At 71.7% G+C, this 16,436-nt stretch carries 14 protein-coding genes; 9 read left to right on the forward strand and 5 right to left on the reverse strand.

Annotated features, from left to right (window positions below; genetic code table 11):
* Positions 1-11 precede the first annotated feature (11 nt).
* From ACP4IX_RS17155 to ACP4IX_RS17165, 3 genes are read right to left on the reverse strand one after another with little or no spacing between them, the layout of a single operon-like run.
* The gene (locus ACP4IX_RS17155; protein ID WP_077796426.1) at positions 12-896 is read right to left on the reverse strand and encodes a sugar ABC transporter permease; all 885 of its coding nucleotides are present in this window, start codon (positions 894-896) and stop codon (positions 12-14) included.
* Positions 893-1,915 (reverse strand): carbohydrate ABC transporter permease, encoded by a 1,023-nt coding sequence (locus ACP4IX_RS17160; protein WP_426522701.1) that lies wholly within the window; start codon positions 1,913-1,915, stop codon positions 893-895. The genes ACP4IX_RS17155 and ACP4IX_RS17160 overlap by 4 nt, the downstream gene beginning before the upstream one ends.
* Before the next feature lie 26 nt (positions 1,916-1,941).
* Positions 1,942-3,216: an extracellular solute-binding protein gene (locus ACP4IX_RS17165; protein ID WP_426522702.1), complete on the reverse strand. Its 1,275-nt coding sequence runs from the start codon at positions 3,214-3,216 to the stop codon at positions 1,942-1,944.
* 243 nt (positions 3,217-3,459) lie between these two features.
* On the opposite strand from ACP4IX_RS17165, the gene ACP4IX_RS17170 reads away from it, so the two are divergent.
* Positions 3,460-4,497 carry a LacI family DNA-binding transcriptional regulator gene (locus ACP4IX_RS17170; protein WP_426522703.1) on the forward strand — a complete coding sequence of 346 codons (1,038 nt, stop codon included), beginning with the start codon at positions 3,460-3,462 and terminating at the stop codon, positions 4,495-4,497.
* Between the two features lie 70 nt (positions 4,498-4,567).
* Here the strand turns inward: ACP4IX_RS17170 and rfbB are convergent, their stop codons facing one another.
* A complete protein-coding gene (gene rfbB / locus ACP4IX_RS17175) occupies positions 4,568-5,545 on the reverse strand; it encodes a dTDP-glucose 4,6-dehydratase (RefSeq protein ID WP_426556002.1) in 978 nt (325 codons plus the stop codon).
* On the reverse strand, positions 5,542-6,609 hold the full coding sequence (locus tag ACP4IX_RS17180) for a glucose-1-phosphate thymidylyltransferase (protein ID WP_426556003.1): 1,068 nt from the start codon (positions 6,607-6,609) through the stop codon (positions 5,542-5,544). Before ACP4IX_RS17180 ends, rfbB begins: the two co-directional genes overlap by 4 nt.
* Before the next feature lie 259 nt (positions 6,610-6,868).
* Here ACP4IX_RS17180 and ACP4IX_RS17185 point away from each other — a divergent pair, with 259 nt between their 5' ends.
* The 8 genes from ACP4IX_RS17185 to ACP4IX_RS17220 are packed head-to-tail and all read left to right on the forward strand — an operon-like array spanning position 6,869 to position 16,426.
* A complete protein-coding gene (locus ACP4IX_RS17185) occupies positions 6,869-8,161 on the forward strand; it encodes an aspartate aminotransferase family protein (RefSeq protein ID WP_426556004.1) in 1,293 nt (430 codons plus the stop codon).
* Between the two features lie 2 nt (positions 8,162-8,163).
* Positions 8,164-9,204: an ABC transporter ATP-binding protein gene (locus ACP4IX_RS17190; protein ID WP_426522707.1), complete on the forward strand. Its 1,041-nt coding sequence runs from the start codon at positions 8,164-8,166 to the stop codon at positions 9,202-9,204.
* Positions 9,201-10,010, forward strand: a complete 810-nt coding sequence (locus tag ACP4IX_RS17195) for an ABC transporter permease (protein ID WP_426556005.1) — start codon at positions 9,201-9,203, stop codon at positions 10,008-10,010. The genes ACP4IX_RS17190 and ACP4IX_RS17195 overlap by 4 nt, the downstream gene beginning before the upstream one ends.
* Positions 10,007-10,807, forward strand: coding sequence for an ABC transporter permease (locus ACP4IX_RS17200; protein WP_426556006.1), 801 nt, complete (start codon positions 10,007-10,009; stop codon positions 10,805-10,807). Before ACP4IX_RS17195 ends, ACP4IX_RS17200 begins: the two co-directional genes overlap by 4 nt.
* A 7-nt stretch (positions 10,808-10,814) precedes the next feature.
* A complete protein-coding gene (locus ACP4IX_RS17205) occupies positions 10,815-12,284 on the forward strand; it encodes a phosphotransferase (protein ID WP_426556007.1) in 1,470 nt (489 codons plus the stop codon).
* Between the two features lie 2 nt (positions 12,285-12,286).
* Entirely contained in the window at positions 12,287-14,380 is a 2,094-nt protein-coding gene (locus ACP4IX_RS17210) for a glycosyltransferase (RefSeq protein WP_426556008.1), read from the forward strand.
* Positions 14,373-15,506 (forward strand): sugar phosphate nucleotidyltransferase, encoded by a 1,134-nt coding sequence (locus ACP4IX_RS17215; protein WP_426556009.1) that lies wholly within the window; start codon positions 14,373-14,375, stop codon positions 15,504-15,506. Before ACP4IX_RS17210 ends, ACP4IX_RS17215 begins: the two co-directional genes overlap by 8 nt.
* The gene (locus tag ACP4IX_RS17220) at positions 15,503-16,426 is read left to right on the forward strand and encodes a carbohydrate kinase family protein (protein WP_426556010.1); all 924 of its coding nucleotides are present in this window, start codon (positions 15,503-15,505) and stop codon (positions 16,424-16,426) included. Before ACP4IX_RS17215 ends, ACP4IX_RS17220 begins: the two co-directional genes overlap by 4 nt.
* The last annotated feature ends 10 nt before the right edge of the window (positions 16,427-16,436 follow it).

Here is a 16,436-nt window from a genome sequence, read left to right on the forward strand (position 1 = left end):
TTGGGGGGCGGTCAGGACTTGGTGGCGCCTGCGGTCAGGCCGGAGACGAGATGCCGCTGGACGAGTCCGAAGACGATCGCGGCGGGGACCGCGATGATCACGGCGGCCGCGGTCAGCGCGCCCCAGTCGCTCGTGTACTGGTTGACGAACGTCTGGAGGCCTCCGGCGAGCGTGAGGTTCTCCTCGCCGGTCATGAAGGCGGACGCGTAGGCCACTTCGCCCCAGCCGGTGATGAAGGTGTAGAAGGCGGTGACCGCGAGCCCCGGCTTGGCCAGGGGCAGCACCAGCCGCCAGAACGTGCCGAACGGGGTGAGCCCGTCGACCCGGCCGGCTTCGTCGATCTCGACCGGGATGCCGTCGAAGTAGCCCTTCATCATCCAGGCGCAGAACGGCACGGCCACGGTGAGATAGGTGACGACCAGTCCGATCGGCTGGTTGAGCAGCCCGAGGCCGGCGAGCAGGTTGTACAGCGGCACGATGAGGACCGCGACCGGGAACATCTGGGTGAGCAGGAGCATCCACATCAGGGGGCGCATGCCGGGGAAGCGGAAACGGCTCACCGCGTAGCCGGTGGTGGCGGAGATGAAGACGCCGATCAGCGTGGTCAGTCCCACGACGACCAGCGAGTTCTGCAGCCAGGACAGGAAGTCGGTGTCACGTACGACGTGGCTGTAGTTGCCGAACGTGAAGTCCTTGACGAGCGAGGTGTCGAACGCGTCGGTCTTCGGTTTGAAGGAGGTGGCCAGCAGCCACAGCGGGGGGAAGACCGCGACGACGGAGGCGGTCAGCAGCGTCAGGTGCAGTCCGAGCGAGGCCAGCGGGCCGCGCTCGCCGCGCTTGCGCGCGGAGGCCGGCGGCTCGGTGCGTACGGGGGTGCGCGTGATCGTGTCGGTCACCAGGTGTCTCCCTGCGTGCGCAGTGCGCGGCGGTAGGCCGCGGTGACGAGGGCCAGGAGGAGCAGGATCAGCACGCCCCAGGCGGCGGACGTGGAGTAGTCCCGCGGGCTGATGACGAAGGACAGGCGGTAGGCGTACGTCACCAGGATCTCGGTGGCGTCGCCCGGGCCGCCCCGGGTCAGCAGGAAGATCACCGGGAACATGTTGAAGGTCCAGATGGTGCTGAGCAGGACGACCGTGCTCGAGACGGACCGCAGTCCGGGCAGGGTGATGTGGCGGAAGCGCTGCCAGGGGCTCGCCCCGTCCATCTCCGCGGCCTCGTAGAGGTCTCCGGGGATGGACTGCAGGCCGCCGAGGAGGGCGATGAGCATGAACGGCACGCCCACCCAGACGTTCACCGCGATGACGGAGATCTTCGCCCAGGTGGGGTCGTTCAGCCAGGAGATCCCGTCGAACCCGGCGCCGGTGAGCAGTTCGTTGAACAGGCCGCTGCGTTCGTTGAACAGCAGGCGCCAGGTGAACACGGAGACGAACGCCGGTACCGCCCAGGGCAGGACCAGGGCCGTGCGGTACAGGGTGCGGCCCTTGAAGGTGCGGTTGAGCATGACGGCCAGGGCCAGCCCGAGGGCGAAGGAGAGCGCCACGCAGCTGACCGTCCACACCACGGTCCAGCCGAGCCGGTCCCAGAAGACCCCGTCACTGAGGATCGCCCGGTAGTTGGCGAGTCCGACGTGCTCGTACGTCGCGGGGATGTGGTTGACGCCGATGGTGCGCTCGACGTTGGCCTCGTTGGCGTCGGTGAAGGACAGCCAGACGCCGCGCGCGAGGGGGTATCCGATGATCACGCCGATCACGGCCACCACGGGGGCGACCATGCTCCAGGCGTACCAGTGGGTGGCCAGGGCCCTGCGCAGACGTCCCGGGGTCCTGGGGTTCTTGTGGCCGGTGCGGTGGGCCCGGCCGGGGGCACCCTGTGTGCCCGCGGCCTTCGTCACCGACTGGCCGGTCTCGACAGCCATGGGTCGTCGGTCCGCCTTCCCGTGGCCTACTTGTAGTCCTTGAGCAGCTTGCGGTAGGCGTCGCCGGTGCTCGACGCCGCCTCGTCCGGGCTGGTCTTGCCGGCCAGCACGTTGGCCATCTGCAGCCGGACGGGCTCGAAGAGGGCGTTGCCCTGGGCGATCCACGGCCGCTCCACGGCCTTGTCGACCGCCGGCTTGAAGAACCTCACCATTTCGTTGTCCGCGACGGCCGGCACCTCGTACACGGAGGTGCGGGTGGGGAGCAGGCTCAGCTTCTCGGTGGTCTCCTGCTGCACCTCGGCGGAGCTCATGTACTTCACGAAGGCGTAGGAGGCGTCGAGGTTCTTCGAGCCGGCGTACACCGACAGGTTCCACCCGCCCTGAGGTGATCCCTGGGCGGCGCTGCCGGCCGGGACGGGGGCCACTCCGAGGTTGGCGGGATCCTTGAACCGCGCTCCCGCCTTGACGTCCTCGATGGCCCACGGACCGTTGAGCATCATGGCGACCTTGCCCGACTTGAAGGCGTTCTGCATGTTGTTCCAGCCGTCGGACGCGTCCGTGATGGCCGCTTCGCTGTCCACCAGGTCCTTGAGGATCCGGTACGCCTTCACACCGGGCTCGTCGTCGATGGTGACGGTCTTGTTCTTCTCGTCGACCAGGTCGCCGCCCTCGCCGTAGAGGTAGGGCAGGAACCAGTACGGGTCGTCGCCCCGCAGGTAGAGGCCGGTCGCGCCGGTCTTCTCCTTGATCCTGGTGGCGGCCGTCTTCAGCTCGGCGACGGAGGCGGGTGCCGGGACGCCGGCCTTCTTCAGCAACTCCTTGTTGTAGAAGAGCGCCAGGGTGTCGATCACCTGCGGGACCGCGTAGGTCTTCCCCTCGTACTTGGTGCTGGCCGCGGCCTGCGGGAGGTAGTCCGACGCGTCGTCGAGGGCGGCCGTGCCGTCGAGCGGGGCGAGGTAGCCGATGCTGGCGAAGTCCGCGACCCAGGCCACCTCCGTGCGCATCACGTCCGGGGCACCGGAGTTGCCGCCCGCCGCGTTCTTGAACTTGGCGTTCGCCTCGCCGAACGGCACGTTGACGTACTTGACGTCGACCTTCGGGTGCTCCTCCTCGAAACGTTCCGCGAGGGCCTGGTACGTCGCCTTCTCCGCCTCGTTGGAGGTGTCCCAGAAGGTGACGGTTCCCGACAGCTCCCCGCTGCCCCCGCCGGCACCGTTCCGGCCGTCGTCGTCCCCGCCACATGCCGAAGCCGTCATGCCCAGAGCCGCGACCAGCGCGGTGGCCGCAATGCCACGCCGCATTGTGAACTCCCCTGTTTTTTCCCGGAATTGGGCGGAGGCGTCGAGGCCTCACGCCAACCGCTCCTGCGCGGCGCCGGGGTTGCCAGGAACGTAACAGGGACGAAAGGACACCGAAAGGCGTTGCAGCATTTTGCTGCAAGTCATTTCAGCCATTGTGCGGACGATGGGCAGGCGTACTGCGCAGCCCCGTCGTTTTCCCCACGCAGTGGGCACAGCGGTGGCCAGCGGGTAAAGTGCCCTGCCATGACCATGCGGCTCGCCGACATCGCAGCCCAGGCGGGCGTCAGCAAGGCCACGGTCAGCCGCGTGCTCAACGGCGCGCGCGGTGTGGCCACGGACACCCGCGACTCCGTGCTCGCCGCACTCGACACGCTGGGGTACGAGTACCCGTCACGGCAGCGGCGTGCGGAGCTGGTCGGCCTGATCACACCGGAGCTGGACAACCCCGTTTTCCCCGCGCTGGCCGAAGTGATGGGGCAGGCGCTCACGCGCCGGGGGTACACGCCCGTCCTGGCCACGCAGACGCCGGGGGGTTCGACCGAGGACGAACTCACCGAGATGCTCGTGGGCCGCGGGGTGGCCGGCATCGTCTTCGTTTCCGGGCTGCACGCCGACACCACCGCGGACACCGGACGCTACGACCGGCTGCACCGGCAGCGGGTGCCCTTCGTGCTCGTCAACGGGTTCTCCCCCCGGATCGAGGCGCCCTTCGTCTCCCCGGACGACCGGGCCGCCATGCGTCTGGCCGTGGCGCATCTGGCCGAGCTGGGACACGAGCGCATCGGGCTCGCGCTCGGACCGGAGCGCTTCGTGCCGGTTCAGCGCAAGATCGAGGGCTTCCGCGTCGGTATGCACGAGCACCTGGGGCTGTCCGCGCAGGAGGCCGGGGAACTGATCCAGCACTCGCTGTTCTCTCTGGAGGGGGGCCAGGCAGCGGCGTCCGCACTGATCGACAGGGGGTGCACGGCTGTCGTGTGCGCCAGCGACATGATGGCCCTCGGCGCCGTCCGGGCCGCGCGCCAGAGGGGCCTCGGGGTTCCCGGCGACCTCTCGGTCGTCGGCTTCGACGACTCGCCGCTCATCGCCTTCACCGACCCTCCGCTGACCACGGTCAGACAGCCCGTCAAGGCGATGGGGCAGATCGCCGTGGACGCGCTGCTGGAGGAGATGTCCGGAACGCCGCCGCCGCGCACCGAGTTCGTCCTCATGCCGGAACTGGTGGTCCGGGGGTCCACCGCCGCCACTCCGCGGGACGGCCGGCGCCCGCCGGACCGGCACTGACCCGCCGGCCACCACCCGGACACGACACGCCGGAGCGGCCGAGGTCCCGTGGTCCCGGTCCGGCCCGGCGTCACGCGGGCGCCAGCAGCGGACGCCACCAGTCCGCGTGGCGCTCGTACCACTGGGCGGTCTCGGCCAGGGCCGCCGCGAAGTCGGTGCGGGGCCGGTATCCGAGTTCGGCGATGATCTTGCTGTGGTCGACCGCGTAGCGCCGGTCGTGCCCCTTGCGGTCCTCGACGTGTTCGATCCGCTCCGGGCCCGCTCCGCACAGGGCGAGCAGCCGGTGCGTGAGCTCCAGGTTGGACAGCGAGGTGCCGCCCCCGATGTTGTAGACCTCCCCCGGCCGGCCCGACACGCGGACGAGTTCGACGGCCCGGACGTGGTCGTCGACGTACAGCCAGTCGCGCTCGTACCGTCCGTCGCCGTAGAGCGGGACGGTGCCGCCGGACAGCAGGCGGGCCAGGAAGCGCGGGATGAGCTTCTCCGGGTGCTGATGGGGCCCGAAGTTGTTCGAGCAGCGGGTCACCCGGACATCCAGTCCGTGCGTGCGGTGATGGGCCAGGGCGATCAGGTCCGAGGCCGCCTTCGACGCCGCGTACGGCGAGGTGGGCCGCAGGGGATCGCTCTCCTTGGCGGCCCCCTGGGGGAGGGAGCCGTACACCTCGTCGGTGGAGACGTGCACGAAGGTGCGCACGCCGTGGCGGAGCGCGGCGTCGAGCAGCACCTGGGTGCCCAGCACATTGGTGCGGGTGAAGGCGCCGCCGTCGGCGATGGAACGGTCGACGTGCGACTCGGCGGCGAAGTGCACGATCTGGTCGTGGCGTCGGGCCAGCGCGTCCACCAGGGACGCGTCGCACACGTCGCCCTGGACGAAGGTGAGGTCGGGGTGGTCGCGCACCGCGTGGAGGTGTGCGAGGCTGCCGGCGTAGGTGAGTTTGTCGAGGACGGTCACCGCCGTGCCCCCGGGTCCTCGGGGCGACAGGAGGTGGCGGACGTAGGCGGAGCCGATGAAACCTGCCCCGCCGGTGACGAGGATCGCTGCGTTCATGGGGTGAGGTACACCTTGCTGTGGTCGCCGATCACCAGACGGTGAGCTTGCGGAAGACGGGGGGCCGGGCCCACGACGGCGCCGCGGCCGATGAGGGACGCCTCGATGCGGGACGCCCCCTCGACCTGCGCGCCGCGCAGCAGGACGGAGTACTCGACGGCACTGTCCTCGACCCGGCAGTCCTCCCCTATGGAGGTGTACGGGCCGACGCTGGAGTTGCTGACGACGGCGCCCGCGCCGATGACCACCGGGCCGACGACGCGTGACCCGCGCACCACCGCGCCCTCGGCCACCCGGACTCGGCCGATCAGCGTGCTGTGCGCGTCGACCTTGCCCTCGATCCGGCCCTCCAGCCCGTCGAGGACGTGGCGGTTGACCTCCAGCATGTCCTCCGCGCTGCCGGTGTCGCGCCAGGGCCGGGTGGTGGTCTCGGCGCGCACACGCAGCCCTTGGTCGACCATCCACTGCACGGCGTGGGTGATCTCCAGCTCGCCGCGTGCCGAGGGGGCGATGGCGCGCACCGCCTCGTGCACGGCCGGGCTGAAGGCGTACACGCCGATGAGGGCGAGCGCGCTGCGCGGTGTGTCGGGCTTCTCCTCCAGGCGCAGCACGTTCCCTTCGGCGTCGACCTCCGCGACTCCGAACGCGGAGGGGTCCGCTACGGGGGTCAGCAGCAGCCGGGCCGCCGCGGCATCGGCGGCGGCAAGACGCACGAAGTCGGTGACCCCCTGCGGGAGGTAGTTGTCGCCCAGGTACAGCAGGAAGTCGTCGTCACCGAGGAAGTCGCGGGCGATGCGCACCGCGTGCGCGAGGCCGAGCGGGCGGGACTGTTGCAGGTAGGTGATGCGTAACCCGAACTCCGTACCGTCACCGGTCAGTTCGCGGATCTCGCGGCCGTGCGACCCCACGACGACGCCGACTTCCCGGATGCCCGCCGCGGCGAGGGAGTCCAGCGCGTAGAACAGCACGGGTCTGTTGGCGATGGGGAGCAGCTGCTTGGCGCCGGTGTGCGTGAACGGCCTCAGTCTGCTGCCGGTTCCGCCTGCCAGGACCAGGGCCTTCACCTCGGCCTCCGCGGGGGCGGGCCGGTCGGGGGGCGTTTTCTCACAGGTCTCTCCTCGCATGAGAGGCGTGGCGTCGCCGTGGGCACATCGACTCAAGCAGACTGCCGCACCCTCTCGCAACAAGTTTCTGAAACGATCCGCAAGCTCTTGCAGTCATCTGTGTTCAAGTGTTTGACTCAAGTCGAACGGCCAACCGTGGTGTGTCACACCGCAGTTCGCCGGTGATCGCGTACAGCCGGTCCGACGAGCAGGGACAGCGATGACAGGTTTACGGCAGACCCAGCACCTGGCACGGGAGGCCCGGCATCTGGCGCCGGGCGCTTCCGAGGAAGCCGTTCACGGACGCCGGGTGTTCGCCGAGGGGCACGGTCCCGTGCTGACCGACCTCGACGGCAACCAGTACCTCGACTTCGCCGCCGGCACCCTCACCCAGTCCCTGGGCCACGGGCACCCGGAGGTGGTCGAGGCGCTCACCGCCCAGGCCCGCCGTCTGTGGAACGTCCACGACAGCGCCACTCCGGACCGCGCCGGCCTGCTGGACCTGCTCGCCAGGCTGCTGCCCGAGCGGCTCGACACCTACGCGTTCTTCTCCACCGGCGCGGAGGTGGTCGAGGCCGCACTGCGGGTCGTCCAGGCGACCGCGCCGCCGGGACGCAACCGGATCGGCGCCCTGCGGCACGGCTTCCACGGCAAGACCATGGGGGCCAGGATGCTCGTGCACTGGGACATCGGCCACCAGGCGTTCAGCGGCAACAGCGTGCTGGGCTACAGCCCTTACTGCTACCGCTGCCCCCTGGGGCTGGAGTACCCGTCGTGCGACGTGCGCTGCGCGACGCTGGTGCGCCGGCACATCGCCGAGAAGCCCAACGTCTCCGCGCTGGTCTTCGAACCCGTCCTCGGCGCGGCGGGGGTCATCGTGCCGCCGCCGGGTTACTGGGAACGCATCGCGGACGCCTGCCGGGAGGGCGGCGTCCTGCTCGTCGCGGACGAGGTGCTCACCGGCGGCGGACGCACGGGGGCCTTCCTCGCCAGTGACCTCTTCGGCGTCGAACCGGACCTTGCGATGCTGTCCAAGGGCACCGCGAGCGGGTTCCCCTTCGCCGTTCTCGCCGGCCGTGCGGAGCTGCTGCGCAGGCCGGAAGCGGCCACCTCGGGGGCGTACGCCTCGACGTACGCGAGCAACCCGCTGGGCATCGCCGCCGCCCGCGCCACGCTCGAGGTCGTCGAGCGCGACCGGCTGATCGACCGCGTACGCGTCCTCGGCGAGATCATGGAGGACCGGCTGCGCGTCCTGGAGTCCCGCTTCGACCGGCTGGGCCAGGTGCGCGGCCTCGGACTGCTGTGGGGCCTGGAGTTCGTCACCGACCCCGCCGCCCGCACACCCGCGCCGGAGACGGCCCGGGCCGTCTACACCACGGCCCTGGACCTGGGACTGCGCACCTCCCTCGGAGGCCACGTCCTGCGCCTGGCCCCGCCGTTCACACTCGACGAGGCCCTGCTCGAGGAGGGCCTGCGGCTGTTGGAGAAGGCCCTCGAACGGGTGATCGCGTGATCGTGGCGGAGCACCTCGTCAAGGAGTTCCGGCTGGCCGAACGCAAACCCGGCCTGCTCGGCAGCCTCTCCACCCTCCTCACCCGCCGCCACCGCGTGGTGCGCGCGGTCGACGACGTCTCCTTCGAGATACCGGCCGGCACCAAGACGGCCTACATCGGCGCCAACGGGGCCGGCAAGTCGACCACGATCAAGATGCTGACCGGCATCATGACCCCCACCTCCGGCCGCTGCACGGTCGCCGGCCTGGAGCCGTACCGCCACCGGCAGCGCAACGCCCGCACCATCGGCGTCGTCTTCGGCCAGCGCAGCCAGCTGTGGTGGGACCTGTCGGTGCCCGACTCCTTCCGCATCCTGCGCCGCGTCTACGACATCCCCGAGCCGGTCTACCGGCGCAACCTCGGCCTGTTCCGCGAGCTCCTCGACATCGACGCGCTGGGTTCGACCCCCGTACGGCAGCTGAGCCTCGGCCAGCGCATGCGCGCCGAGATCGCGGCGAGCCTGCTGCACGACCCCGCCGTCCTGTTCTGGGACGAGCCCACCATCGGCCTCGACATGGTGCTCAAGGACGCGGTGCGCCACCTGGTCAACCGCGCCCACCGGGAGCTGGGCACCACCGTGGTGCTCACCAGCCACGACATCGCCGACATCGGCGCGATCTGCGACAGCGCCCTGGTCGTCGACCACGGCCGGGTCGTCCACCAGGGGACCCTGAAGGACCTGCTGCGCACCGCCGACCACCGCTCGGTCGTCTTCGACCACCGGGACGGCACCGCGGCCGGTACCGTCCGCGCCCGCATCGAGGCCGGTCTGCCGGGCGTGCGCGCCACACCGGACGACGGCGGCCGCATCCGCGTCGACTACCCGGCCGGCCGCTACACCTCCCGACAGGTCCTCACCTTCCTCCTGGACCACTTCGACCTCGCCGACTGGTACGCCCCCGAACCCGGCCTGGAGGACGTGCTCCGCAAGATCTACGGCCGCGCACGCGTTCCCGGCGACACACCCGACGGGGCCGGCCGTACACCTGACGGTGCCGCATGACCGCCCGCCTGCGCCGCTACACGCCGTTCGCCACCAGCGGCCTGCAGTCCCTGCTGCAGTACCGCTCGATGTTCGCGATGACCGCGATGACCGCGGCCGCCGGCGCGGCGGTGACCGTCTTCCTGTGGCGCGCCGTGTACGCGGGCACACCCGGCCGCGGACCCGGCGGCTTCACCGTGGAGGACATCACCACCTACCTGCTGGTGGCCCAGATCCTGCAGGTGCTGCACACCAACCGGGTGGACGACGAGGTCGCGGCCGAGGTGTACCGGGGTGACGTCGCGGTCATGCTGGTGCGCCCCGTCAGCTACCCGGTGATGCGGTTCTTCGCCTGCCTGCCCGTGGTGGGGGCCAACGCCGTCCTGGTCGGCCTGCCGGTCCTCGGCCTGTTCACGCTGCTCGTCCCGCTCACCGCGCCCCGGCCGGCGGACCTGCTGCTGTTCGCCTTCTCCACCGTCCTGTCGGTGCTGCTGGCGTTCTGCGTGAACCTGCTGACCGGCATGACCGGTTTCCTCACCACCAACACCTGGGGCGTGCGGATGGTCAAACAGAGCGTCGTCGCCTTCTTCGCCGGACAGCTCGTGCCGCTCGCGCTGATGCCGGGCCCGCTGGCCGCGCTCGCGAAGGCCCTGCCCTTCCGCGGCATGGTCGACGGTCCGCTGACCCTGCTGCTCGGCCGCTACGACGGCTGGACGGACGCCGCCGGGGTGCTCGTCCAGCAGGCGGCCTGGGCGGCCGGGCTGTCGCTGCTGTGCGCCGCGCTGTGGCGCACCGCCCTGGGACGGCTGGAGGTGCTCGGCGGATGACGCGCACGCTGACACGGTACCTGCGGCTGGCCTGGTTCCTGGGTGGGGTGGGCCTGCACCGGCTGGCCGCGTACCGCATGGACTTCGTGCTCGGCGCGGGCGCCTTCCTGGTGCGGGTCGGCATCCAGACGGCGGTCGTCGGCCTCGTCTTCCGGCAGGTCCCCGCCGTGGGCGGCTGGTCGTACCACGAGGTGCTGTTCCTGCTGGGGTTCTCCCTGCTGCCGCGCGGGCTCGACCACCTCTTCACCGACCAGTTGTGGGAACTGGGCCGCAAACTGGTCCAGCGCGGAGAGTTCTACCGCTACCTCGTCCGGCCGGTCGACCCGCTGTTCTCCTTGCTGTCGGAGCGCTTCTTCCACCCCGACGGGCTCGGCGAACTCGTCGTCGGCGCCGTCCTGGTGGGGTACGCGGGGAGCGAGCTCGGCCTGTCGCTCAACCCCGTGCAGTGGCTGCTGGCGCCCGTGCTGGTGCTGTGCGGGGCGCTGCTGCACACCTCGGTGAAGCTGCTCTTCGCCTCCCTGTCCTTCTGGACGGTGACGAGCATGCCCGCGATGTACGCGGCCAACCAGGTGTCGGAGTTCTCCGCCTACCCCCTGGACATCTACCACCCCTCGCTGAAGGCCCTGCTCACCTGGGTCCTGCCCTTCGCCTTCACCGCCTACGTGCCCTGCGTCTACCTGCTGAGCGGCGGGACCGGCCTGCTCGGCTGGCTGCCCGTGGTGACCGCCGGCGCCCTGGCCCTCGCGCTGACCGTCTGGCGCCGCGGCGTCAACCGTTACGAAATGACCGGAAGTTGAGCCTGGCATGATGAGAAACGACGATCTGGGCCCCTTACTGCGCACCGCCCCGTGGATGCCCGAGGACGGCCGGCGGGCCGAGCGCTTCGAGTGCGTCGACCACGCGGACCTCGGCGCCACCGCCCGCCTGCTGGTCGTGGCCGCCGTCGGCGGGCCGGCGTCGGGACGGCGCTACTTCGTGCCGGTACGGTCCGCACCCACCGGGCACGGCGCCGAAGAGGCGCACGGAAGCGTCGAGTTCGACTCCGCCGTGCTGGACGCGGTCTGCGCCGGACGCCGGCTGCCCACCGCCCGCGGCGGCCGGGTGCTCTTCCGCGGTGCGGGACTCACCGCGCGCTCGGTGCGCCGGCTGCCGTTCGAGCAGGGCTGGTCCTCCAACGTGCTGTCCCTGGTGGAGAACGACGGGACGGCCTACGTCCACAAGACCTACCGGCGGCTGGACGAGACCGTCCGGGAGCCGGAACTCCTGCGGCTGATGAACGGGACCGGCCGCACCCCCGACTGGGCGGGCGACTACGCCTACGCCGACCCGGCGGACGGCACCCACCGCCCGCTGGGCGTGTTCTACCGGTACGCCCCCGGAGACGGGATCGACCTGCCGCTGAGACACAGCATGCGGTCCCTGTGGCCGAAGGTGACCGGCGGACGGGCCCCCGGCCCACTCGACGACGTCGTGCGGGCACACCTGCGCCCGCTCGCGGACAACCTGCGCGCCGCCGGACGCTTCCTGGCCGGCTTCCACCGCGACCTGGCCGGCCGGCTCGGCCGGGGTCCCGTGCCGCCGTACCCGGTACGGGAGATGCTGGCCCGGGCCACCGCCCGCACGGACGCACTGGCCTCGGCGGACATCGACCTGCCCGAGGCCCCGCGCACCGCCGCCTTCACGGCCCTGCGGCAGGAGACCGCCGCGCTGCGGAGCGCCTTCGACGCCGCCCCGGCGGGGTTCCCCTCGGGGCCGTGCCACGGCGACCTGCACCTGTCCCACCTGCTGTGCCGGCCGCGCGACGACGGAGGCTGGTCGATGAACGTCATCGACATGTCCACCCCCGCCCTCGGCCCCGGCGAGGCGGGCTGGGCCGCGCAGTCGCCGGTCCAGGACCTGGTCGCCGTCCAGCGCGCCCTGGAGTACTTCACCGCCGACGAGGCGGCCTTCGAGAGCGCACGGCGCCTCGGCGTCGACTCCATGGAGACGATGCGGGACGCGCTGGACGGCGCCGGCGACCGGCCGCCCGGGCAGCGCTCCGCACTGCGCCCGGTCTTCCACGCCGCCGACGTCTGGCGGGCGCACGTGCTGCGGCTGCTCCTCGGACGCACGGTGGACGACCCCCTGCGCCGGCTGCTGTACCTGGACCGGCTGCTGCACGAACTCGCCTACAACACCGACCACGCCCGCCCCTACCACGCCGCGATCGACCTGCGCCACGCCCTCGCGCTCGGCGCCCGCACCCCGGCCCCGACCCTCCCAGCAAGGACGTGAACGTGACCGAGCCCCCGATGCACATCATCGAGACCTACTTCGAATGCTGCGGCTTCGACCACACCTTCCTGCAGGGCGGCACCTCGGTGTACCTGTGGAACCTCTCCCGGGAGTTCGCCGCCCGCGGGCACCGGGTCTCCCTCGTCACCCCCGCACACGGCAGACTCGACGACCTGCGCGGCAGGTACGAGGTGGAGGACCTCGGCTACTCGGACGAGTACGTGCTGCCGCTGGTCCTCGACCCGGAGGTGTGGCACGGCTTCCCCGCCGAGACCGGACTGCCCGTGCGCACCACCGCGCACCGCATCCGCCTCGACGGCGTGGACCTGTACTTCCTGTCCAACGAGCACCTCGACCGGCTCCCGGACACCTTCTACCCGCCGTACTCCGCCAAGGGCCGGGACCTGGTCTTCTTCAAGCCGCTGGTCTTCCAGGTGGACAGCGTGCGCTTCCTGCGTCACTGGTTCGGCGGGGAGCGGGCGATCGTCCACGCCCACGAGCCCTTCTACCACTACCTGCTGCCGGCCGCGCTGCGCGACGACCCGACGAAGCACGTCGTCAGCACGGTGCAGAGCAACATGCCGATCACCAAGAAGGTCTACGCGCCCGAGGTCCGACGCCTGCTCGAGCTCCTGGGCACACCGGACGGCCTGCCGCAGGAGCACCCGCCGGCCGGGCCTGACCTCGAAGCGGTGCGCCAGTACCAGCAACTGACCCATCTGCACTACGAGTACCCGCCGGACCACGTGGCCGTCTACCGGTTGGTCCTGGAGAACGCCGACCTGATCGACTTCCTCTCGCCCGGCCAGCTCGACTTCTACGCCTCCTTCCGGGACACGCCCTTCGAGGCGCTCTTCGCGCACCTGCCCCTGGCGCAGGCCGTGAAGGAGAACGCGCACAAGATGTTCGTCGGGGGCTGCGCCATATCCGACCAGTGGCTCGCCTGGGACCCGGGCGAGGTGGACCGGTCGGCGGTGCTCGAAGGGCTGGGACTGGATCCCGCGCTGCCGACGTTCTTCCACAACGCCCGCTACGCCCTGCACCACAAGGGCCAGCTGGAGCTGATGCGCGCCGTCGACCGGGTGCTGGGCGACGGCCTGGCCGCGAACGTCGTCGTGCGCTGCATCTCCGGCGCCCCGCTCGACGACCCCTACTTCCGCGAGGTCGCCGAGCGGCACCGGGGCCGGCTGCACCTGGAGTCGGAGCGGGTGGACGAGCGGCGGGTGTTCGAGTACGCGTCGGCCGCCGACTTCTGCCTGTTCCCCTCCAAGTTCGAGATGGACACCTTCCTCATCGCCCAGGGGGAGGCGATGGTGTGCGGGGCGGTGCCCATCGCGACGGCGCAGGAGGGCATGGCGCACTTCCGGCACGCCCGGCCCGAGCCGGAGACCACCGGCCTCGCCGTCAACCGCTCCTTCGCCGAGGACGACCCGCTGCTCACCGCCGCGCTCGCCGCGCGCATCCGGGAGGCGGTGGCGCTGTGGTCCGACGACCCGGCCCGCTACCGCGAGCTGTCCCGGCGCGCGGCGGCGGTCGCCCGGCAGTTCACCTGGGAACACTGCGCGGACCTGCATCTCGCCGCGTTCGGCCGCCTGTGGCGGGGCGAGCCGGCCGAGCTGCCCGCCGAACGCGCCCTGCGGCACGGCTGGTTCGACCTGCTGAAGGACGAGGAGATCACCGAGGAGGCGGCCCTCGCCCACGGCGACCCGGCGGCGTACGCGCGCCGCGCCCCCGTCGACGCCCCGGTCGCCCGTCGGTTCTTCCACGCGGCCTGGGAGCGGGCCGACTTCCGTACATGCGAACGGATCGCGGACCGCCACCCGGCCGCGGTGACCGCCGAGGAGGTGCGCGCCCTGCGGGAGCGGTGCTCGGTCGGCGGCGACGGCGGGCTGGTGTACCGGCTGCCGCACGCCGAGCGGGTGGAGCTGGTGATCCCGGCCCCGCGCGGCCCGGCGGTCCGGGCGCTGCCCGGGGTGCGGGAGCTGCGCCGCACCGCGCCCGGCGTGTTCGAGGGACCGCCGCCGCGGCCGGGGGCGCGGCTGCTGCTGACGCTGTCCTCCGGCCGGGTCACCTGGGACGAGGCCCGTCATGGCTGAGCAGGGAGGGGTGCGCGCGGTGCTGCTGGCGGGCGGCGAGGGACGGCGCATGGGGCCGCTGGGCGAGGGGCGCCTGAAGCCGCTCGTCCCGTACGGAGGCGCCTGCCGCCTGATCGACTTCAGTCTCGCCAACGCGCGCGACTCGGGACTGGGGGAAGTACTGCTGCTGTCCCAGTACGAGGAACGCCGGCTGATGGACGACCTGTACCGGGTGTGGAACCGCGACCCGGGCTTCCGAGTGCACTTCGGGCCGTACGACGACGCCTACCGGGCCGCGGGCGCCGGGCTCCCCCGCGAGCTGCCCGCACGTACCTGGCCGGCCGAGCGCGGTACCGCGGACGCCCTGATCCGCAAGGCCGGGCACGTCTTCGGCGGTGACCGCGAGCAGGTCCTGGTGCTGCACGCGGACCACGTCTACCGCTTCGACTACCGGCCGCTGATCGCGGAGCACCGGGCCTCCGGCGCCGCCCTGACCGTCGCCTACCAGCGGATCGAGCGGCGCTGGGTCCACCTGTTCGGGATGGTCCGCTTCGACCGGGCGGGCCGGCTCACCGAGTTCGTGGAGAAGCCGGCCGAACCGACCAGCGACCTGGTGTTCGCCGCGTTCTGCGTCTTCGACGCCGCGGTGCTGCACCGCTACCTGGAGAAGCTGGACGGCACCGACTGGCAGCACGACATCAGCCGGGACGTCATCCCCGCGATGCTCGCGGGCGGCGAGGACATCCGCGGCCACGAGGTAGCCGGCCACTGGGAGGACATCGGCACCGTCGAGCGCTACCACCGGGCGCACCTGATGCTCGCGGCCGGCGGGCCGCGGGCCGGGCTCCCGGTCGAACGGATGCCCAGGACCGTCCGGCCCGGGGTGGACCGGGGCTGGGTGGCCGACTCCCCGGGCGTGGTCGCCTCCTTGGTCCCGGCGGACCTCGTCAACGACGGCCGGGTGGAGCACAGCGTGCTCTTCCCCGGAGTCACCGTCGGGGCGGGCGCCCGGGTCCGGCGCAGCGTACTGCTGCCCGGTGCCACGGTCGGCCCCGGTCAGGACATCGACTCGGCGGTGGTCCTGGAGAACGGACAGGTGCAGCGGGTCGAGGACCCCGCGGCCGTCGCGGAAGGAGCCCGTACATGAACCCGTCCCCTTACGACGTCCTGGTGGTCGGCGGAGCCGGCGTGGACACCGTCGTCCGCGTCGAGAATCTGGAGGTCCCCCCGGGCGACTCGCTGCACGTGCCTCCGGTGTACGACTACGTGGCGCACACCGGCAACGGCGTGGCGCTCGGCTGGCACGCCCTGGGCCTCACCACCAAGTTCATCGACTTCCTCGGCGACGACCCCCAGGGTCACGCGGTGCTCGCCGCGTACGCCGGGCACGGTCTGGACTTCAGCCACGTGGTGTCCCCGCACGGCACCCCGCGCGGCGTCAACCTGGTCGACGCGCAGGGCCGCCGCTTCTCCTTCTACGACTCCCGGCACCCCGCGGACCTGCGGCTGCCGCGCGCCTTCTACCTGCCCCACCTGGAGCGGGCGCGCCACGTCCACCTCTCCATCGTGGGGCACAACCGCGACCTGTACGAGGACGTCCACCGGCTCGGGGTGACCAGCTCCACCGACCTGCACGACTGGGACGGTGTCGACCCCCACCACCGCACCTACGCCCTCGCCTCCGACTACGTCTTCATGAGCGCCGCGGCCGTCCACGACCGGCTTCCGGAGGTCCTGCACGGCATCGTCGACGAGGGCCGGGCCCGCCTCGTCGTGGCCACCGACGGAGCGGACGGCTGCCACGTGCTCGTGCGGGGTGAAGCTGGGGTGCGCCACTTCCCGGCCGTGCGGCCGGAGCGGCCCGTCGTCGATTCCAACGGGGCCGGCGACGCCTTCGTCACCGCGTTCCTCCACGCCCGCTTCGAAGGGCGGCCGGTGGAGGAGTGCGTCCTGGCCGGATCGGTGTCCGGGGCCTTCGCCTGCGGTGCCGCCGGCACCCACACCGAGTTCATCGACCTGCCCGGCCTGCGCGCGGCCTGCGCCCGCGCGCAGGCCGCGGCGGAGTGAAGGAGCCCCG

Source organism: Streptomyces sp. WG5, from assembly GCF_049974565.1.
In the GTDB taxonomy this organism is placed as follows: domain Bacteria; phylum Actinomycetota; class Actinomycetes; order Streptomycetales; family Streptomycetaceae; genus Streptomyces.

Bases quoted from the DNA above. Each gene is read 5' to 3' on its own strand.
- ACP4IX_RS17200 (WP_426556006.1), top strand. From the start codon at position 10,007: ATGACGCGCACGCTGACACGGTACCTGCGGCTGGCCTGGTTCCTGGGT.
- ACP4IX_RS17220 (WP_426556010.1), top strand. From the start codon at position 15,503: ATGAACCCGTCCCCTTACGACGTCCTGGTGGTCGGCGGAGCCGGCGTG.
- ACP4IX_RS17215 (WP_426556009.1), top strand. From the start codon at position 14,373: ATGGCTGAGCAGGGAGGGGTGCGCGCGGTGCTGCTGGCGGGCGGCGAG.
- rfbB (WP_426556002.1), bottom strand. From the start codon at position 5,545: ATGAACGCAGCGATCCTCGTCACCGGCGGGGCAGGTTTCATCGGCTCC.
- ACP4IX_RS17185 (WP_426556004.1), top strand. From the start codon at position 6,869: ATGACAGGTTTACGGCAGACCCAGCACCTGGCACGGGAGGCCCGGCAT.
- ACP4IX_RS17195 (WP_426556005.1), top strand. From the start codon at position 9,201: ATGACCGCCCGCCTGCGCCGCTACACGCCGTTCGCCACCAGCGGCCTG.
- ACP4IX_RS17165 (WP_426522702.1), bottom strand. From the start codon at position 3,216: ATGCGGCGTGGCATTGCGGCCACCGCGCTGGTCGCGGCTCTGGGCATG.
- ACP4IX_RS17160 (WP_426522701.1), bottom strand. From the start codon at position 1,915: ATGGCTGTCGAGACCGGCCAGTCGGTGACGAAGGCCGCGGGCACACAG.
- ACP4IX_RS17205 (WP_426556007.1), top strand. From the start codon at position 10,815: ATGATGAGAAACGACGATCTGGGCCCCTTACTGCGCACCGCCCCGTGG.
- ACP4IX_RS17170 (WP_426522703.1), top strand. From the start codon at position 3,460: ATGACCATGCGGCTCGCCGACATCGCAGCCCAGGCGGGCGTCAGCAAG.